Below are 18,751 nucleotides of genomic sequence, written 5' to 3'. Positions count from 1 at the left end.
CCGTCGCCATGCTCCGCGCCCGGCGCCGCGTCCCGCTCCGGCGTACTTCCGGCCGGGGTCCGCGCCCGTCTGTTCAGCGCCCGTGGATTTGGCGACGCGGCGCTCGCGTCGCCCGGCCTGCTCGCCGCGGCGTACGCGCTGGTGGACGACGCCGCTTGGCCGACCTGCCCCGCGTGAGGATTTCCGGGTGAGGGTTTCGCGTCAGCCGCTCCGTGGCCGCCTGGGGAGGCCGGTCAGCGGACGATCTGCAGTAGCGCCTGCCGCTTGGCGGCGGCCGGCTCGGCCAGGCGCTGCACCTGCCTGCCGCCGGCGTCCAGCACGACCAGGGTGTTGGCGGTGCGTCCGGCGACCCGGACGGCCAGGCGGCCGTCCCGCAGGTAGAAGGCGCCGATCAGCGAGCCCTTCACCGGGATGGGGACCTTCTTCCCGGTGACGATGTCGACGACCGACGGGGAGAAGTACTCCGGCCAGGAGCCGTCGCCCGCGGGCGCGTTCCGCGACAGCGGCGCCACGACGACCTTCATCCCGTCGGGCGACAGGCTCTGCACGTGGTTGGCGAGGCCGATGCCCCTGGCCTTGATCGATCTGCCGGTTTTGAGGTCGAACCGATAGACGCCTTCGGTCGTCCCGGCGTACCCGGCGAGGTAGCGGCCGTTGGCGGACCACGTCAGGTGACAGACACCGCGCGTGCTGCCGGCGGTGCGGCGGTGGGTGCCGTCCGCGTTGACGACGACGACCCGTCCGTCCTCGCCCCGCCCCTCGGTCACGAACGCGACCTGTGCCGAGTCGGGCGACCAGGCGGGGGTGAGGCACGGCCCCAGATACCGGGCGCCCTTGGCCACCGTCTTCACCGTGCGGCCGATCTGTACCCGCACCTTCCCGCCCTCGCCGATGTAGGCGACCTTCCGGCCGTCGGGGGAGGCGGAGAACTGGCCGATCGGCGGCCTGGTGCCCGTCTTCGCGAAGCCCCTGCCCGGCTCGTACCGGCTGATCGAGCCGCTCGGGGACATGTAGACGGCGACCCCGGTGAGGGGCTTCGGCGCGGCGGCCCCGGCCGGAGCGGCGGCGGCCACGGGAGCGACCAGCGCGGCGGCGAGCACGGCGGCGGAGAGCAGGCGAGTGTTCATCATTTTCCAATTCCTCGGTGTGACCTCATTCGACGCCTCACCCACCCGCTTGGTTCGCCGCCCCGCGACATCGGAGCGGCTTCCGCACCGGCCGATGCCGCTCCGGCATGGCAGACGGCAGAGCAGGCGGCAGGGGCAGGGGCATTGGCGTCGGCAGGAGGCGGCGGCTGCGCGCGGGTCAGCGCTGGGCGGGCAGGCGGCCGGAGTCGACCGAGTCCAGCACCCGCGCGGCCGCCCCGAGCGCGGCGGCGCCGTACCCGAGGGTGGAGACCTCCAGACGGCAGCCGCCCCCGCCGGGGGCGAGCACCCTTCCGTACATCTCCTCCTCGGCGCACCCGACAAGCCAGGGGGCGAGCGGCACGTAGTAGCCGCCGAGGATCACGACCTCCGGGTTGAGCAGGTTGGCCACGGCCGCCATTCCCCGGCCGAGGTGGCGTCCGAGGTTCTCCAGCAGTGCGAGGACCTCCCGGTCGTCGTTCCGCGCTCGCCGTACGACCTCGTCGATCTCGAGTTCGAGATCGGACGGCGAGGCGTCGGGAGCCGTGTGGGCGAGGATCGCGCCGACTCCGGCGACGGCCTCCAGGCAGCCGCGGCGGCCGCAGCGGCAGACGGGCCCTGCGGGGTCGAGTTCGAGGTGCCCGATCTCGCCGCTGTAGCCCTGCCCGCCCCGCCGGAGGCGGCCGTCCAGCACGATGCCCGCGCCCACGCCCATTTCGCCGGTGACGTACACGAGGTTGGCGGCGTTGCGGTGGGGACCGAAACGGTGCTCGGCCAGCGCGGCGAGATTGGCGTCGTTGTCGACCAGCACGGGGAAGCCGGGGTCGCGCAGCGCCTTGGAGAGGTCGCCGGCCAGGTCGGCGTCGCGCCAGCCCAGGTTGGGGGCGACCCGCACGATGCCGTCGACGTCCACGAGGCCGGGGACGGCCACCGTCAGGCCGAGCACCTGACGGGCCTCCTTGGTCATCCGGCTGACGACCCGGCGGGCCAGCGCCGCCATCGCGACGACGGCCTGCCCCGGTCCCGAGGTCCCCCCGGGGAAGGAGCGCCGCCAGTTGAGCAGTTCCTCGCCCTTGAGGTCCACGGCGACCGCCGTGATGTAGTCGACGTTGATCTCGATCCCGATCGCGGCGTACGGCGAGCCGTCCAGGACGAGCATGGTGGCGGGGCGGCCGACCCGGTGCTCGGTCAGGCCGGTCTCGCGCAGCAGGCGCCGGTCGATGAGGTCGGCGACGAGGCTGGACACGGTGGCCTTGTTGAGTCCCGTCGAGGCGGCGATGTCGGCGCGGGAGCAGGGGGCGTTCTCACGGACGAACCGCAGCACGACGGCGAGGTTGGTCGCCCGTACGTCCGTGAAGTCGGCCGGCTGTGGCCCGTTGTGCGAAGTGATCACTGTCCGCCTCGTTCCCGCTTGGGCTCATCATGCCGCAATTGCGCGCAATCCGACATGACATGGACGGTACGGACGGCCACTCCGGCTCCGTGACGCGCGGCTCGGCGCCGGCCACCGGTCCCAGCGCCTCCCCGGTACCCTGGTGGCACCCCGCTCCTCCGCATTTGTTTGGCTATGGAACTAACTAAAGCCTACCGTGAGGCGGCACGTGAATCCAGGGGCCGCGCCGCCGCACGTGTGCGGGCCGGAGCCGACGCCATGGCCCGGTGCGGGCCCGGCCGGGGGGTCCGATGCCGGCCCGGTGCCGGACTGGTGCCGGCGGTTCGTGGGGCAACCGGAGTGCAAACGAGAAGCAAACGCGACAGGCGACCCTGGTCATCGTGAAGAGGGATAAGTCGCACTATCTCGGCGAACTACTCGTGTGGGAGATCGAAGACTATCTCCGTGCCAGGTCGGCCCCTCCACAGCGGGCGCGGGTGGCGCGCCTGCGCGTGTCCAGCCGGTCGGCGGCGGAGGCGGTCGCCGCCGAACTGGAGGCGGGCGGTGGTGTCCACGCCGTCGCGAGGCGCGCGCTGAGGCTCGGCGTCGCCTCGCCGGACGACCTGTTCGGGGTGGTGACCCGGGACGAGCACCCGGAGGTGTTCGAGGCCGTGCCCGGTGCGACACTGCCTCCCAAGCCCGAAGGCGAGGGATTCCTCGTCATCCGCCTCGTCGCCTTCGAACCGTGACCACCGGTCAGCGCATGCCGGCCCCGGTGACCTCCCTGTCGACGATCCTGGTCGCGCCCTCCTGCCGGGCGCAGTGCGCGCAGCAGAACCAGCGGCCGTCGTACTCCGCGCCGTGGCCCACGATCCGGCACCCGCAGTGCTCGCACACGGGAGCCATCCGGCTGATGGCGCACTCGAAACTGTCGAAGACGTGCACCACCCCCTGGGTGTGCACCTCGAAGGCCATGTCGTAGTCGTTGCCGCATACCTCACACGTAGCCATGGTCGTCCCCCCGTCGACTCGCGGTCGAGGGGGGAGATACCCGCGCGATCCCGAACGAACACCGCCATCCCAGGTCACCTGGCCACCACGTCACAGGGCATGACGTCGCCAGGGCATCACGTCACAGGGCGTCGAGCAGGGCCTTCGCCACCGACTTGGCCCCGGCGGCGGCCTCCTTCGGGTCCATGAGCTCGGAACCGGCCGCGTTGATCGGCGTCTTCTCCGGACGGTCGCTACCGCCGAACAACACCCACACGACGGTCTTGCCGTCGAGCGCGTAGATCTCGTACCGGTTGGACTGGGCCGTGTCCGTACGCTGCCGGATCGCCTGGCCGAAGGCGTCCTGCCCGAAGCCGCTCAGCTTCTCCACCTTGCCCCACCGGATGCCGCCGATCCGGCTGCTCTCCGTGAACTTGGTCTTCGAGCGTTCGTCGACGAGGTAGTAGCGGGCGGACTCGGCATCCCAGAAGGTGTGCACGGCGATGCGCAGGTTGCGCCACCGGACCTTGCCGCCGCCGAGCGGAAGCGCGTCGTTCCACCACTGACACTGCGTGACGATCGAGTTGCCCTCCTTGCTCCGCGCCGCCGCGCCCTCGGTCGCCGGCACCAGGCCGGCGGCCAGCGTCTTGAGGTTCACGCAGGCCTTCGGCAAGGGGATGCGGGTCGGCGACGGCGACGGCGAGGGACTCGGCTTGGGACGCGCGTGGTAGGGCAGCGGCTGCCCCGCCCGCCAGGCGGTCACCGACTTCGCGACCTGGGCGAGCAGTCCCTTCACCTCGCGCAGGGCGTTCTCCTCGGTGATCGACTGGGTGGACTCGGCCGACAGGAAGTCCGCCTCCTTCTTCTTCTGGCTCGCCTCGAACTTCACCTGGAAGTACACGTCGCCGACGCGGCCGGCCCCCTCGCCGAACGAGTACCAGTACTCCTTGCCCTCCCGCGTCCACTGGTAGCGGGCGACGGCTCCGTTCCCTATCTCCCGGAACTCCCTGGGCTTCGAGTAGTAGTGCTCCTTGTCGGAGTGGGTCGCGCCGTACTTGTACTGGCTGAGCTCCCCGTTGTACTGGACGCGCGCCGCCTCTTCGGCGGTGGTCGTCCCGAGCGCGTCGAATCTGGACACGTTCACCGTGATCTCGCGCCTGCGGGTGACGTCCTTGTAGGAGATGTTCCGGTTCACCCATTCGCAGGTCCACCGGACGTAGCTGACGAGGGTGCCGCCGCGGTTGTCGTTGCTCGACGAGTTGATCTCGGCACGTGGCACGAGGCGCTCTGCCTCGGCGGGGTCGAGCATCGCGCACACGTCCGCGGCCGCCGCCTGTGGCGGGGCCGTGGCGGACGAGGCGACCGGCCGGGCCGGGGTCGCCACCGGCCGGGAGGGGGTCGAGCCCTGCCGCACGGTCATGAAGGTGAAGGTGCCACCGGCCACCAGCAGCACGGCTCCGACCGCCACCACGGGCAGCACCCATCCCCGCCGCGGCGGGGCCGACGGCTGCGTCGGCATCTGCCACAACTCCGGCGGAGGCGGCGTCACCGCCTGCCACCCCTGCCCGTACTGGCCGTACTGGCCGTACTGCTGCTGTCCGGACTGGTACGGCGCCTGCCCGTACTGCTGCGAGGGCGGGCCGGACTGCTGCGGGTACTGCCCGGGGTACGGCTGGGAGTACTGCGGCGGGTACTGCTGCGGCGGGGGCGGCCCTGGGGGTGAGGCGTCCGGCCGCGGACCGGGATAGGGCCCGGGCTGCCCGCCCGGCGGCGGGCCCTGCGGAGGGCCCTGCGGCGGCCCTTGCGGAGGGCCCTGGTGCTGGCCGGGCTGCCCATCAGGGTAAGGGCCAGGCTGCCCGCCCGGCGGCGGACCCTGCGGCGGACCCGGATAACCACCCGGCGGACCCGGCGGCGGACCCTGCGGAGGGCCCTGGTGCTGGCCGGGCTGCCCACCGGGGTAAGGGCCAGGCTGCCCACCCGGCGGCGGGCCCGGCGGCGGGCCCTGTGGAGGGCCGGGCTGGGCGGGGCCGTAGGGCGGCGGGTACGGCGGCCCGCCTCGCGAGGGCCGGTCCTCGGGCGGGATCCCGCCGGGGCCGACGGGCCTGTCGTCACCGCTGGTCATCTCGTCTCCTACAGGGGGTGCGAACGGGAGGGTCGAATGGGGGCGACTTCAGCCGAGCCCGATGCCGACGAGTTCGGCGGCGCGCTCGGCGGTGCCGCGGTCGGCCTGGGTGGCCGCCGGGCCGCCGGTGCGCCGATAGGCCACCTCGACGACGAGGTTGCTGAGGCGGAACCAGACCGTGGCGCCGGTGGTCCCGGCTCCGGGGTCGGCCGTGTCGCAGGCGAACGCCTCGTCGGCGATCCCCGGGCGGTCGCGCGCCGCGGCGCCCCGGGCCGCGCGCTCCGAGGCGAGGTCGCGGGCGGCGGCCGCCTCGCCCGCGCCGTCGCCGGGCAGCCGGAAGCCGACGGTGATCGTCCCCGTGTGCCCGCTGACGCGCTCGGTCCACGCGCAACCGCTCACGCCGTCCCCGCCGTCTCCGCCCTGCCGCCCGCCTCCCCCGCCCTCGCTCCCCTGGCCCCGCGCGGGCTCCGGGCGGGGCGCCGCGCCGAGGAGGTCGCGGATCTGCGCGTCGGTGAGGCTGCGGCAGGCGTCGGGGACGGCGGCGAAGCGTCCGCCGCCCTCGTCCCGTCCCGACGTCAGGAGCCAGGCGCCGAGTCCCGCCGCCAGGCCGGTCACGATCACCAGGGCCGCCACGACGGCCAGACGCCACGACCGGGCGGTCCGTACGGCGGGGGCGGGCGGCGCGGCGGCGGCGCGCAGGGCCTGCCGTACGACCTCGGGCGGCGGGCGCCGCGCCGGGTCCTTGTCGAGCAGAGCGCGCACGATCCAGGCCAGCACCCGGGACGCCCGCGCCATCGGCGGGGGCTCGTGGAGCAGGACGGCGGCGACGAGCGCGGCGGCAGTGGGACGGTGGAAGGGCGTCTCGCCCTCGGCCGCCGTGTAGAGCGTGGCCCCGAGTGACCACAGGTCCGAGGCGGGCCCGTCGGGCTCGTCCCGGAACCGCTCCGGCGCCATGTAGGCGGGCGACCCGGCCGAGCTGCGCCAGGAGGCGCCGCCCTCGCCCATCGGGGCGGCGATGCCGAAGTCGGTGAGCAGTGCCCGGCCGTCCGGCCCGATCAGCACGTTGGCCGGCTTCACGTCCCGGTGCAGGACGCCCCGCGAGTGGGCCGCCTCCAGCGCGTCGAGCACGGCCAGCCCGATCTCCGCGACCCGCTCGGAGGGCAGCGGCCCGTACTCTCGAATGATCTTGTCGAGGGAGCGGCCGGGCACCAGGTCCATGACGATCCACGGCCGGCCGGCGTGCCCGACGACGTCGTGGATCGTCACGATCGAGGGGTGGCTGAGCCGCCCCGCCGCACGCGCCTCGTCGACGGCCCGCCCGAGGAACTCGGCGAGCCGCCGGTCGTCCAGGTCCGGCGGGATGCGGAGCTGCTTGATCGCCACCTCGCGGCGCAGCAGCTCGTCGTGGGCGCGCCAGACCGTGCCGCCGCCGCCCTCACCGAGCCGTTCGGTGAGGCGGTACCGCCCGGCGAGCACCTCCACGGCTACGCCAGCCCGCTCAGGCCGCCCGCGGCCGACCGGGCTGTCGCGACCGCCTCGTCCCGCAGTCCGGCCGGGGACGTCACGTCCAGGTGGGCGTACCGCAGCACGGCCACGAGGTCGCCGAGCCGGAAGTACACCCAGGCGGCCTTCGCCGTGCCCTCCGGTGTGGTGACGTCCACGGCGAAGGCCTCGTCGGCCAGCCCCGGCACGTCCCGCGCGGCCGACTCGATGACCTGGGTCTTCTGATTGAGCCCGACCTCGTACCAGATGAGGTCGCCGTCGCGCGGCCCCGAGGCGTACTGGCGGCGGAGCCCCTGCATGAGCGTCCGCGCGGAGGCCAGGTCCAGCGCCCAGGGTTCCGGGGTGTCGGAGTCGGTCTCGGCGCCCAGTTCGACGCCCGCGCCCGTGACGGCCCACTGGCAGCCCGCCTTCTCCGGGTGCGGGTCCGCCGGGGCGCCCAGTAACCGGCGCACCTGCGCGCCGGACAGCGCTCGGCACAGGTCCACGGCACGGGTGAAGACCGGCGAGACCCGCGGCGGGGGCGGGCCGGGCTCGCCGTCCCGCAGCGCGTACGCCGTCAGGGGCACCGCGGCGGCCGCCACGGCGAGGGCCACGGCCGCGATCCACCACCGGCGGCGGCGTACGGGCCCGGCGGGGGCGCCGGCCTCCGGGCCGGGCGTGCCGCCGTCGGCGATCCGGCGCAGCGTGGCGAGCGCCGCGCCCGTGTCCGGGCGGTGCGCGGGGTCGCGCGCCAGCATCCGCGTCAGCACCGGGCCGAGCGGCCCCGCGAGCACCGGCGGCCGGGGGTCCCGGGTGAGCGTCGCCGCGATCACCTCGGCCTGGGTGCCCTGGTGCGGCGGGACGCCCTCGACCGCCGTGTAGAGCGTGGCCGCCAGCGACCACAGGTCGGCCGCCGGGCCTCCGCGGTCGCCCGCGAGCCGTTCGGGCGCGATGAACCCCGGCGAGCCGACGAGCAGCCCCGCCTCAGTGATCGACGCCTGGCCGGCGGGCCGGGCGATGCCGAAGTCCGTGAGGACCACCCGGCCGTCGGCGGACAGGAAGACGTTGCCCGGCTTGACGTCCCGGTGCTGCACGCCCTGCGCGTGCGCGGCCGACAGCGCGTCCAGGAGCCGCGCGCCGAGGTCGGCCACCTGCCGGTACGGCAGCGGCCCGTACGAGGCGACCTGCGCGGCGAGATCCCGCCCGCGGAGCAGTTCCATGACGATCCACGGCCTGCCGTCCTGGACGAGCACGTCGTGCAGCGCGACGATCCCGGGGTGCCGCACCCGCGCGGTGACCTCGGCCTCACGCATGACCCTGGCGACGAGCTCGGCCCGCTCGCGGTCGCCGAGGCCGTCCGGGAGGCGCAGTTCCTTGACCGCCACCTCGCGGTCCAGCACCGGGTCCCTGGCCAGCCATACCCGGCCCATGCCGCCGGAGCCCAATGGGCGCAGCAGGTGGTATCGCGAGGCCAGTGGCTCCCCCAGCGATTCGGCCATAACGGGGAGAATAGCGAAAGCGTGATCGACCACCGCACGATTTCGAGACGGCCCCTCCCCATCGACGCATAATGGCCGCAGAGACGATCACCTCTGACGGGGGACGCGTTGCACGCCACCAGCCCGTTACGCCCGGACGACCGGGAACGCCTCGGCGGCTACCGGCTGCTAGGCCGGATCATCGAGACCGCGTCCGCGGTCGTCTACGCCGGGGAGTCGGACACCGGCGAGGGGGTCACGGTCACCCTCTACGACCTCGCGCTCGCCGAGCCGGACTCCTTCCTCCTCGGAGCCGAAGCGTTGCGCCGGCTCACCGCCAAGGGTCACGTGCCCCTCCTCGACGCGGGCGTCGCGCGGGACCGGCCGTACGTGGTGACGCGGCACGTGGAGGGGCCCACGCTGACCGAGGAGGTGACCGGGCGGGGACCGCTCGCGGGCCCGGCGCTCCATCGCCTCGCCGTCGAGACGGTGACCGCGCTGGCGTCCGCCCACCAGGCCGGGATCGTCCACGGCCACCTTGGACCGGACGCGGTGATCCTGGCCGCCGGCGGCCCTCAGCTCGCCGGGACCGGCATCGGCCCACTCCTCGACTCAACGGCCGGGCCCTCCCTCTCGGCCTCCACGCGGCCGCTCCGCCCGGACGAGCTCACACCGGAGCGGCTGGCTGGAGAGGAGACCGGCCCTCCGGCCGACCTGTTCGCCTGGGCGTCGGCCATCGTCTTCGCCGCGACCGGACGCCATCCGTACCAGGCCGGATCACCGGCGGGCGCCGTCAACCGGGTGCTGCGCGGCGAGCCCGACCTGTCCGCGCTCGACGAGCCGCTGCGCGGGCTGCTCGCGGGCTGTCTCGCCAAGGACCCCGCCACCCGCCCCACCGCCGCCGATACGGTGCTCGCCCTGGTCGGTCACACTGTCGGTCACACGCTGACCGGACCTCTCAGTCCAGCGGCGGAGGCGGCCGCCGGGCCCGAAGCGCCGCCCTCGGGAGATAAGCGGAGCGGCGGGTGGCGGCCGGCGCTGGTCCTGGCCGGCCTGGCGATCGCGCTCGTCTCGGCCGGCGCCGGACACGCGCTGGCCCTGCGGAAAACCGCCGCGCCTGTGCCGGTCGCCATCTCACCGCCGGCGCTGGAGATCGTCTCAGCCGCTCCCGACCCGCCCACCCCTCCCGCGGCCACGACCCGGCTCCCGGTGCCCGGCGTGCGGATGACACTGCACGAAAGCCCCCAGGACGCCACGCGGATGGCGGCCTACCGGGTCGGCCGGAACACCTATCTCCGGACGGCGGACGCGTTCGGCAGGCTGGAGACGCCGGACGTCGAAGCCCTGCCCTCCTCCGGAGGATCCTGGCTCGCCCTGTTCACCGCCGCGCCGGAGAACGCGAAGGCAGGATCGGAAGGGGGTTCGGTCGAGTTCCGCGACCAGCGGGGCGGCCTCCGCTTCACTCTCAGGCCGGCGGCTCCCGGCGGGAGGCTCTACCGGCCCACATGGTCCCCCGACGGCACCCGGCTGCTGCTGTCGGTCGTCGCCGGCGAGGACACGCCGACCGGCTTCGTCGTGCTCGACCCCGCGAAACGGACCTCGTCGTACGTCGACACACCGGACGAGAACGAGCAGGGTGAGGGCGCGTACGCGTGGCTGCCCGACGGGTCCGGCGTCGCCGTGGGATACGTCACCGAGCGTAGGCACGGCGTGCGGTTCCGCGATCTCGCCGGGCGGCGGACGCGCGACCTGCCCTGGGTCGGCCGGAGCGTGGGCCGGCGGATGTTCTCCCCGTCGGGACGCGTCTTCGTCACCTACTGCCCGAGCGGCGGCACCCTGTGCCTGTGGGACACCGCCGGGGGCGGGCGGCGGGTCTCGATCGGGATCTTCTTCGCCGGCTACGCCCTGCTCGGCTGGTATGACGACGCGCACCTGATCGTGCTCGATCCGAGCGGCGACAGCCACCGGATCGTCGTGATGGACGGGCGGGGACGCGAGCAGCGGGTGCTCGCCGAGATCGCCGCGGCCGACGACACCGACGACCTGCTCTTCACCTACATTCCGCCCGCCCCGGGCACGAGGAGCTGACGCGATGCCCGCCCCCTCTCCGCCGGATCCCGGCGACCCGGCCGCGCTCGGTCCCTACCGCGTCACGGGACGGCTCGGCACGACGACGTACACGGCGCTGTCCCCCTCGGGGGATCGGGTGGTGGTGAAGCGGTTCGCCCCCGGCGCCCGTCCCGACGCCTCCCGTGTGGCCGCGCTTCGGAAGGCGGCCGTCCTCGGGACCGCACTGATCGTGGGCTCGGGCCCGGACTTCGTGGCGACGGAGCACGTGGACGGGCCGTCGCTGGAGGAGGACGTCGTCTCCGCGGGTCCGCGGTCCGGCGCCGTGCTCCACCGGCTCGCGATCGCCACCATGACCACGATCGCGGCGCTCCACCACGCCGGCCTGCATCACGGGCACGTGCGCCCCGATCGGATCGTGCTCGGGCCGGACGGTCCCCGCCTGCTGTGTCATGGTTCTCCGGGCCCGAATCCGCCCCTGTGGCGCTCTCCCGAGGAGCTCACCGGCGAGCCCGGCCGGCATGCCCGCGGACCTCTTCTGCTGGGGGACGACGCTCCTCTACGCGGCAGTCGGACGGGCGCCCTTCCCCGACGAGGAGCGCCTGGCGCACGACGCGGCGGACCTCGGCCCGCTGGAGGGCGACCTGCGGCGGCTCGTCGCCGACTGCCTGGCCGCGCGTCCCACCGAGCGCCCACCGGCCGGGGAGGCCCTGCTCCGCCTGATCGGCCACTCCGGAGTCCTCGATGCCATCCTCCCCGCCGCGCCGGACGGGGAGCGGTCCCCGGCCACGCCCACGGGTCCCTTCCGTCCCCCTGGTTCCCGCCGACGCCGGTCCGGCGTCGCACTCGCCGCCGCGGGAACCGCCCTCGCGCTCGTGTGCGGCGGCACGGCGTACGCGCTGACGCCGGGTGAGGCCGGGCGGACGGCCCGGCAGGTGGTCCCACCGGTCACCGTCTCCTCCAGCGCCGCCTCCTCGACCGCCGCCTCTCCGGCTGGGGCCCGCACGGCCGCGGCCCGGGCCTCCGTGGACGCCGGCCCCGGGCTGAGGCGGTGGGAGCGCCCGGACGACCCGGTGATCCTCACCGGCTATCACGCCGCCGCGGACGGTGAGACCCCCGCCGCGTACGTCCGCCTCCCCGGCGGCGGTTTCGAGGCGGTGGGCGGCGACACCGTCCTGACGGCGGTGTCGCCGGGCGGCGGCCGGCTCGCCGTGCTGAACTCGCTGTTCGTCGCCGAGTCCGACCACCAGACCATCGCGATCACGGACCGGCGGACCGGTGAGCGGTTCACTGTGGCGGGCCTGGCCCCGCCCTATCTCACCCAGGGCCCGCAGTGGTCGAGAGACGGCAACCGGCTGCTGCTCACCGTGCTCCACTGGAACAACGAGGCGACGGTCCAGGCCGGGTTCCTCGTGATCGACGCCGTCACCCGCCGGGCCAGGTTCACGCAGACGGCCAACGACGAGGACATCCGGGCCTACAAGGCGCTGCCGGAGTCGCTCCGGCCTGTCGGCTTCTTCCGCTGGACACCGGACGGCACCGAGGTCTACACCCGTTATCTCACCCCCGAACAGGGATCAGGCACACGGTTCTGGGATCTTTCCGGGCGGGTGCTGCGCAGCATGCACTGGACGGGCCATGCCGTCGGGTCGGGCGACGGCTTCTCGCCCTCCGGGCGGCTGCTCGCCACGACGGGCTGCGCGAGCTCCCTGGCCACCTGCCTGTGGGACGTCGCGACCGGCAGGCGCGTGGCCACCGTTCCCGGCGCGAAGGGCGGCGGCGTCATCACCTGGTACGACGAGGAGCATCTGATCGTCAGCGAGCCCGCCGGAGCCGGGCGCGAGCGGGCGGTCGTCGTGGACCTGAAGGGCCGGGAGGGCAGGACGCTCGCGGAGGTGCGCACCGGCCGGAAGGGCCTGGCCCAGTTCTCCTTCACTCCCCGCTGAGCGCCATGCCCGCCTTCCTCGCTCCCCTGCGTCCCGGCGACCCCGCCGACATCGGCGGTCTCCGGCTCTCCGGCAGGCTTGGCTCCGGTGGTCAGGGGGTGGTCTACCTGGCCGAGACGGAGCACGGCGATCGGGTGGCGGTGAAGGTCCTGCACGCCTCCGGCGATCCCGACGCCGACGCCCGTTTCCGCCGGGAGGCCGAGGTGCTGCCCCGGGTGGCGTCGTTCTGCACGGCCCAGGTGCTGCGTGTGGGTACGGCGGGCGGCCTGCCGTACATCGTCAGCGAGTTCATCGAAGGCCCGACGCTGCAGCGAGTCGTGGCGGAGCGGGGCCCGCTGCGCGGCCGGGAACTGCGGCGGCTCGCGATCGGCATGGTGACCGCGCTGGCGGCCGTGCACGCGGCGGGCGTGGCGCACCGCGACCTCAAGCCCGCCAACGTGCTGCTCGGGCCGGACGGGCCACGGGTGATCGACTTCGGGATCGCCCGCACGTTCGGCTCGCCGGAGGCGTCCGAGCCCACCGCCGAGGGGGTTCTCGGGACCCCCGCCTACATGGCGCCCGAGCAGCTCCGCGGCGCGCCGCCCGCCCCCGCCGCGGACATGTTCGCGTGGGCGGGAGTGGTGGTGTTCGCCGCCACGGGCAGCCCGCCGTTCGGGCACGACACGGTGCCGGCCATCGTCCGCCGCGTACTGACGGAGGAACCCGTCCTGGGCGCGCTTGAGGGCGATCTCCGCGAGGTCGCGGCCGAGTGCCTGCGCAAGGATCCCGCCGCGCGTCCGGCGGCCACTCGGGTGCTGCTCCGGCTGCTCGGGCACCCCGGGGCCACCGGCACCGGGGATACATCCGGGCTCCTTCGGGCCGGCTCCGCCGCCTCCCGGGATCCCGACGACGCCGGGATCCCGGGAGCGGCGCCGGACGAGGACTTCCGGGACGACGGCCGGCGGCGCGGCCGTCGCGGGCTGCGACGGGCGGTCGCGGCCGCCGGGGCGGCAGTGATCGTCTCTGCCGGCACGATCGCCTACGCTCTGACCCGGCCGGCCGGCCCTTCGGACCTCGCGCCGCCAGCGCGTCCCGCCCTGAGCGGGCCGCCCGCGCCCGCGACCGACCGGATCGTCGTCCCCGAGTTGCGGGCCACCCTCCACGAGGCGCCCACCGACCCGGTGCGGATTACTTCGTTCCTGGTCAAAGTGGACTCTCTGGCGACCCCGGCGTATGTCCGCGTCCCCGGCCGGGCCGCGTTCCGGCGGCTGGAGGAGCGCTACGATCCGGTCGTCTCACCGGACGGGACCATGGTGGCGTCCGTCCGGCAGGACGTGAGCGGCGTCTCGTCGCTGCGAAACGAGGTGCTGTTCACCGGGCGGGGCACGGCGGCGCGGTTCTCCGTCCCCACCGTCACGCGCCCGCTCGTCGCGACCTCTCCGGAATGGTCCAGGGATGGCCGGCGGCTGCTGCTCACCGTCTCCGCCGGCGTCGTCCGCGAACGGCTGGCGGTGGGCTTCGCGGTCGTCGACGTGAAGGCGAGGACCACCACCTTCACCCGGATCGAGGACGCGAGGGCGAGCGCCGCGACCTACCGGTGGACGCCCGACGGCACCTCGGTGATCCGGTGGACGGCACGAGGGAAGGACGGCATCCGCGTCTACGGCCTCGACGGGACGCTCCGGCGGACCATCGGCGGCCTGCGCTGGACCGATGCCGTGGACGTCGGCTTCTCCCCCTCGGGCCGCCTGCTCGCCGCGTTGTGCCCCGGTGAGGACCGGCGCGCCTGCGTGGCCGATGCCGTGACCGGCCGCCGCCGGGCGAGTTTTCCGCTGCCCGCGTCCGGTGCGCTGTGGGGCTGGTTCAACGAGGACCACCTGCTCGTCTTCGATCGAAGCCACGCCACCTGGCGGGTCCACGTCGTGGATCTCACGGGCCGCGAGGTCCGGCTCTTCGCCGAGTTCTCCCACACGGACGACACCTACTGGCTCGTCCACATCACCCCGGGCTGACGCCGGCGAAAGCGTGATCGATCGCCCTCCTCATCGCGGGTCCCGTCCGACGGGCGAGACGCGGACGACCCCGCCGCCCGGGCATTACCTCACGGGTCATCGCCTCCGCGACCCGCCTGGAACATGCTCGGGACCAGGAGGGGACGAGCGTCCCCGGCACCGCCGCCGGACCACAGGAGGAACCATGCCCGCCTACGCCATCGCCCAGCTCCGCGACGTCACCGTCGGCGCGGACATCGTCGAGTACCTGCGGCGCATCGACGCCACGCTGGAGCCGTTCGGCGGCCGTTTCGTCGTCCACGGCGGCGAGGCCGAGCTTCTCGAGGGCAGCTGGCCGCAGACCCTCATCGTCATCGAGTTCCCCGGCCTCGACACGGCGAGGGCCTGGTACCGGTCACCCGCCTACCAGGAGATCCTGCCCCTGCGTACGAGGAACTCCTCCGGGGACGCCGTGCTCCTCCCGGGGGTGGGCGAGGACCACAGGGCGCTGGACGTGCTGACACCGGCCTGACCGGCGTCGCACGAATGGGACGAATACCCGTAAGCCGCCCCCCGCCGGGAAAGGAACGGTATCCACTGCGTCGGGGCTCGACGTGGACCGGGAGCGATCCCGCGTATCGGGGTATGTCGCGAATGCGGTCGCAGGAGGCGACACGTTCGCACATCCACCAGAGGGAGCGGAGCCGGCGGAGATGAAGGTGCATGCTGCGCGCGACGCGCTCACCCGGGCGGCCCGGCGCCGGTGCGTCGCGGTCGCGGCGGTCCTCGGCGCGGGCCTCGCGATCGGCTCCCTGTCCGGTCTCACGTCCGCCGCGTACGCCGTGCCGATGTCCGTGCCGATGTCCGTGCCGATGTCCCGCGGCGGACACGGAGGCGGAGGCTTCGTGGGACCCGACAACAACGGCAACGGATCCCGCATCACCGTGGGCAACGGCAGAGCCCACGGAAACTACATGGTGGTCGGCAGCCTCAAGAACGCGAACGGCCTGCAGCAGGCCACGATCGGCGTGAACGGCAACGGCAACTCCCAGGGCAACGTCTGCAGGCGGCGGGGCGGCCGCTGCTGGTTCAACCAGAACGCGTGGGTGTTCCGCTCCGGCCGGCGGCGGTGACGGCGACGACGGCCGTGGTGGCGGCGGCCGGCCGCCGCACGACGGGACGCCCCGCGGGTGGGCGGTGCTCACCCGCGAGGCGTCCTCGATTCAGGGTCCGGTCCTGCCGCGTGGGACTCAGCTCAGGGTGAGGTCCTTGACCCGGACGTCCCCGGTGAAGACCAGGTACACGTCCTTCACGCCGTTCGCGCCGGAGACCGGAGCGGTGGCGGCGGCCCACTGGTAGACGCCGCCGGTCGCGGCGACCGGGATCGTCGCCACTCTGGCGCCGTCCGGGGAGCCGAGGCGCACCTCGATCTTCCCGCCGGTCGCGGAGGCCACACCCACGGTCACCTTCGCCGGCTTGCGGAGCTGGACGTCCTTGAACGCGATCCAGCCGCCGTCCGCGCCCGCGACGGCGTCACCGCGGACCTTGGTCTCGTCCACCAGGTGGACACCCGAGTAGTCGTCGAAGTCGATCGCCCGGGTGGTCTTCGACAGGTCGCGGTGCGGGATGTCCTCACCCCTGACGTTGATCGTCGAGCGCTGGCGGATGGCCGCCGACGACGATCCCACGAGGACGTCGTGGGTCGCGTTCTCGACCGTCCACTTGTTCCGCGTGACGTCCCACAGGGCGAGGTCGGCCTTCTGCACGGTCATCGTGACCGTCTTCGTCTGCCCGGGCGCCAGCGACACCCGCTGGAACGCGCGCAGCTGCTTGACCGGCTGCTTCACCCGCGACCGGTGCTGGTGGGTGTAGAGCTGCACGACCTCGTCGCCGGCCCGGGAGCCGGTGTTGGTCACCTTCACCGAGACCTCGTACGCGTCGCCCTTCGGCACCGCCTTGAGGCCCTGGTAGGCGAACGACGTGTACGACAGGCCGTACCCGAACGGGTAGAGGGGCCGGCCCTGGTAGTACAGGTAGGTGCGGTCCTTCTTGACGATGTCGTAGTCGAGGATGCCCGGCAGCTCGTCGGCCGACCGGTACCACGTCTGCGTCAGCCGTCCCGCCGGGTTGACGTCGCCGTACAACACGTCGGCGAGGCCGTGGCCGGTCTCGGCGCCCGCGTGGGTGGTCCACAGGATGGCCGGGACGTTGTCCTGCTCCCAGTTGATCGTCGTCGGGTAGCTGTTCTGCAGCACCACGACCGTGTTGGGGTTGGCCTTCTTCACCGCCTTGACCAGGGCCTCCTGGCCCTCGGCGAGGTTCATGTCGGTGCGGTCGTGCGCCTCGCGGCCGTTGATGAACGGCATGCTGCCGACCACGACGACCGCCACGTCGGCGGCCTTCGCCTTGGCGACCGCGTCGTCCACGCCGCGGGAGACGACCTCCTTGGCGTAGTGCGTGGCCTGGTCGGCGGTGGTCAGGCCGAGCGTGCCGTCGGCCTCGGCCTTGACGTACGCGTTCGGGCCGAACCAGCTCTCGCTCGTCTCGTAGCCGGCGTACCGCAGCAGGTAGGTGCCGTCGGACTGCTGCTCCAGCTTGAACTGCTCCTGCACGAACCAGCCGGACGGCTGGTCGGCGGTGTTGGCGAGCGTCGCCCAGTTGGCCCGGCTGACGTACTTGCCGTTGGCCGCGCTGCGCAGCGTCAGCACGCCCTGGCCCCAGTCGAACGCGTCGAACTGCTCGGTCACGCCGGCCGTGGAGGCGCTCTCCTTCAGGTCTCCCCCGGCGGCGGGCGCGCTGATGTACTTCCCGGTGGCGACGTCCTTCAGGGCGATCCGGTCGACGCCCTCGGAGGAGGCCACCGCCTTCGCGCGCTCCTTGATCCCGGCGAGCGGGGTCACCTTGTACGGCAGGGCGCCGGAGTACCAGTCGGTGTAGAGGACGTCGGCCAGCGGGCCGACGACGGCGACCTTCTTGCCGGGCTTCAGCGGCAGCGTGCCGCCGGAGTTCTTCAGCAGCACCATGGCCTTGGCCGCGGTCTCGCGGTTCAGCTTCTGGTTCGCCGGGCTGTTGACGACGTCCTTGGTGATCTTCCCGTACGGCCCGCCGTCGGGGTCGAACTCCCCGAGCCGGAACCGGATGCTGAGCTGGTGCCGGACGGCGTCGTCCACGTCCGCCTGGGTGAGCAGCCCCTTCGACAGCGCCTCCTTGACCGCCGCGACCGTCGGGCCGCCGTTGGTGTCGTCGACGGTCATGCTGTCCAGGCCCGCCTTGATCAGCGCGGCGTCGGCCTCGGCCTGGGTGGCGTAGTACTTCTCGCTCTGCACGAGGTTGTTCGGCGCCCAGGCGTCGGAGACGTTGAACAGGGTCCGGGCGGTCCAGGAGCGGACCACGTCGTTCAGGTCCGGGCTGACCGTGTTGGGCCGGCCGTTGACGAGGTTGTAGGACGCCATCACGCCGGTCGCCGCGTCCGCGGAGATGGCCGGTTTGAACGCCGCCTCGTCGTACTCGTGCTTGACCCGCGGCGGCAGTTCCGACGAGGTGACGTCCCGGCTGACCTCGTTGTTGTTGGCCAGGTAGTGCTTGAGCGTGGGCGCCGACTTCAGGTGGTCGGGGTCGTCGCCCTCCATGCCCGATCCGTACGCCGTGGAGATGGCGCCGGTGAGCAGGGGGTCCTCGGAGTAGCCCTCCTCGTTGCGGCCCCAGCGCGGGTCGCGCAGCAGGTTGACGACGGGCGCCCACAGGTTGAGCCCCCACACGCGCGGGTTCTGCGCGTGGAAGCCGCGGGCCTCGTCGCCGACGGCCGAGCCGACCCGCTTGATCAGGGCGGGGTCCCAGGTGCTGGCGAGGCCGAGCGCCTGGGGGAAGACGGTGCCCGTGGCGGTCACCACGGCCCCGTTGTTGTCGATGTCGGTTGACCAGGCCACGCCGTGCAGCGCCTCGGTGCCGCTCTTGAACAGGCCGACGCCGAGGCGGTCGATCGCCGGGGCGTACTGGTGCAGCATCGACACCTTCTCGTCCGGCGTGAGCCGGCCGAGAAGGTCGTCGACTCGCTGCGCGAGCGGCAGCGAGGGGTCTCGGAACGGATAGTCGCCGGCCGCCCGCACGGGGCCGGCGCCCAGGCTCAGAGCCAGAGCCAGGGCGGCCGACGCGGACAGCATCGCCGAACGGCGATGGGACATTGCGCCTCCAGGTCAGGTA

General features: G+C 73.6%; 14 protein-coding genes. 6 read left to right on the top strand and 8 right to left on the bottom strand.

What is annotated here, in order from left to right; all coding sequences use genetic code 11:
- Positions 1-233: 233 nt before the first annotated feature.
- Positions 234-1,130, bottom strand: a complete 897-nt coding sequence (locus HHX37_RS30705) for a hypothetical protein (protein ID WP_182887674.1) — start codon at positions 1,128-1,130, stop codon at positions 234-236.
- Between the two features lie 175 nt (positions 1,131-1,305).
- Entirely contained in the window at positions 1,306-2,517 is a 1,212-nt protein-coding gene (locus tag HHX37_RS30700) for an ROK family transcriptional regulator (RefSeq protein ID WP_182887673.1), read from the bottom strand.
- Positions 2,518-2,897: 380 nt separating this feature from the next.
- On the opposite strand from HHX37_RS30700, the gene HHX37_RS30695 reads away from it, so the two are divergent.
- The gene (locus HHX37_RS30695; RefSeq protein ID WP_182882916.1) at positions 2,898-3,245 is read left to right on the top strand and encodes a hypothetical protein; all 348 of its coding nucleotides are present in this window, start codon (positions 2,898-2,900) and stop codon (positions 3,243-3,245) included.
- Positions 3,246-3,252: 7 nt separating this feature from the next.
- Here HHX37_RS30695 and HHX37_RS30690 read toward each other — a convergent pair whose 3' ends face one another.
- From HHX37_RS30690 to HHX37_RS30675, 4 genes are all read right to left on the bottom strand, one after another.
- On the bottom strand, positions 3,253-3,507 hold the full coding sequence (locus HHX37_RS30690) for a hypothetical protein (protein WP_117408758.1): 255 nt from the start codon (positions 3,505-3,507) through the stop codon (positions 3,253-3,255).
- A 121-nt stretch (positions 3,508-3,628) separates the two neighbouring features.
- Positions 3,629-5,608: a hypothetical protein gene (locus HHX37_RS30685; protein WP_182887672.1), complete on the bottom strand. Its 1,980-nt coding sequence runs from the start codon at positions 5,606-5,608 to the stop codon at positions 3,629-3,631.
- A 48-nt stretch (positions 5,609-5,656) separates the two neighbouring features.
- Positions 5,657-7,090 carry a serine/threonine-protein kinase gene (locus HHX37_RS35965; RefSeq protein ID WP_220503283.1) on the bottom strand — a complete coding sequence of 478 codons (1,434 nt, stop codon included), beginning with the start codon at positions 7,088-7,090 and terminating at the stop codon, positions 5,657-5,659.
- Between the two features lie 2 nt (positions 7,091-7,092).
- Complete coding sequence (locus HHX37_RS30675) at positions 7,093-8,589, bottom strand: serine/threonine-protein kinase (protein WP_182887671.1); 1,497 nt, start codon at positions 8,587-8,589, stop codon at positions 7,093-7,095.
- Positions 8,590-8,697: 108 nt separating this feature from the next.
- On the opposite strand from HHX37_RS30675, the gene HHX37_RS30670 reads away from it, so the two are divergent.
- Positions 8,698-10,656, top strand: coding sequence for a protein kinase family protein (locus tag HHX37_RS30670; RefSeq protein WP_182887670.1), 1,959 nt, complete (start codon positions 8,698-8,700; stop codon positions 10,654-10,656).
- A gap of 54 nt (positions 10,657-10,710) precedes the next feature.
- Here the strand turns inward: HHX37_RS30670 and HHX37_RS30665 are convergent, their stop codons facing one another.
- Positions 10,711-10,989: a hypothetical protein gene (locus HHX37_RS30665; RefSeq protein WP_182887669.1), complete on the bottom strand. Its 279-nt coding sequence runs from the start codon at positions 10,987-10,989 to the stop codon at positions 10,711-10,713.
- Positions 10,990-11,156: 167 nt separating this feature from the next.
- On the opposite strand from HHX37_RS30665, the gene HHX37_RS30660 reads away from it, so the two are divergent.
- From HHX37_RS30660 to HHX37_RS30645, 4 genes are all read left to right on the top strand, one after another.
- Complete coding sequence (locus HHX37_RS30660) at positions 11,157-12,581, top strand: hypothetical protein (RefSeq protein WP_182887668.1); 1,425 nt, start codon at positions 11,157-11,159, stop codon at positions 12,579-12,581.
- Positions 12,582-12,586: 5 nt separating this feature from the next.
- Positions 12,587-14,572 (top strand): serine/threonine-protein kinase, encoded by a 1,986-nt coding sequence (locus HHX37_RS30655; RefSeq protein ID WP_182887667.1) that lies wholly within the window; start codon positions 12,587-12,589, stop codon positions 14,570-14,572.
- A 184-nt stretch (positions 14,573-14,756) separates the two neighbouring features.
- The gene (locus HHX37_RS30650; RefSeq protein WP_182887666.1) at positions 14,757-15,083 is read left to right on the top strand and encodes a DUF1330 domain-containing protein; all 327 of its coding nucleotides are present in this window, start codon (positions 14,757-14,759) and stop codon (positions 15,081-15,083) included.
- Positions 15,084-15,264: 181 nt separating this feature from the next.
- Positions 15,265-15,684 (top strand): hypothetical protein, encoded by a 420-nt coding sequence (locus tag HHX37_RS30645; protein WP_182887665.1) that lies wholly within the window; start codon positions 15,265-15,267, stop codon positions 15,682-15,684.
- Positions 15,685-15,801: 117 nt separating this feature from the next.
- Here the strand turns inward: HHX37_RS30645 and HHX37_RS30640 are convergent, their stop codons facing one another.
- The gene (locus HHX37_RS30640) at positions 15,802-18,732 is read right to left on the bottom strand and encodes a glycoside hydrolase family 3 protein (protein ID WP_182887664.1); all 2,931 of its coding nucleotides are present in this window, start codon (positions 18,730-18,732) and stop codon (positions 15,802-15,804) included.
- Positions 18,733-18,751 lie beyond the last annotated feature (19 nt).

This window comes from Microbispora sp. H10885, assembly GCF_014161415.1.
Lineage (GTDB): Bacteria > Actinomycetota > Actinomycetes > Streptosporangiales > Streptosporangiaceae > Microbispora > Microbispora triticiradicis.
Note: the sequence above shows the minus strand (reverse complement) of the source record. Positions and strands in the feature narration are given on the sequence as shown.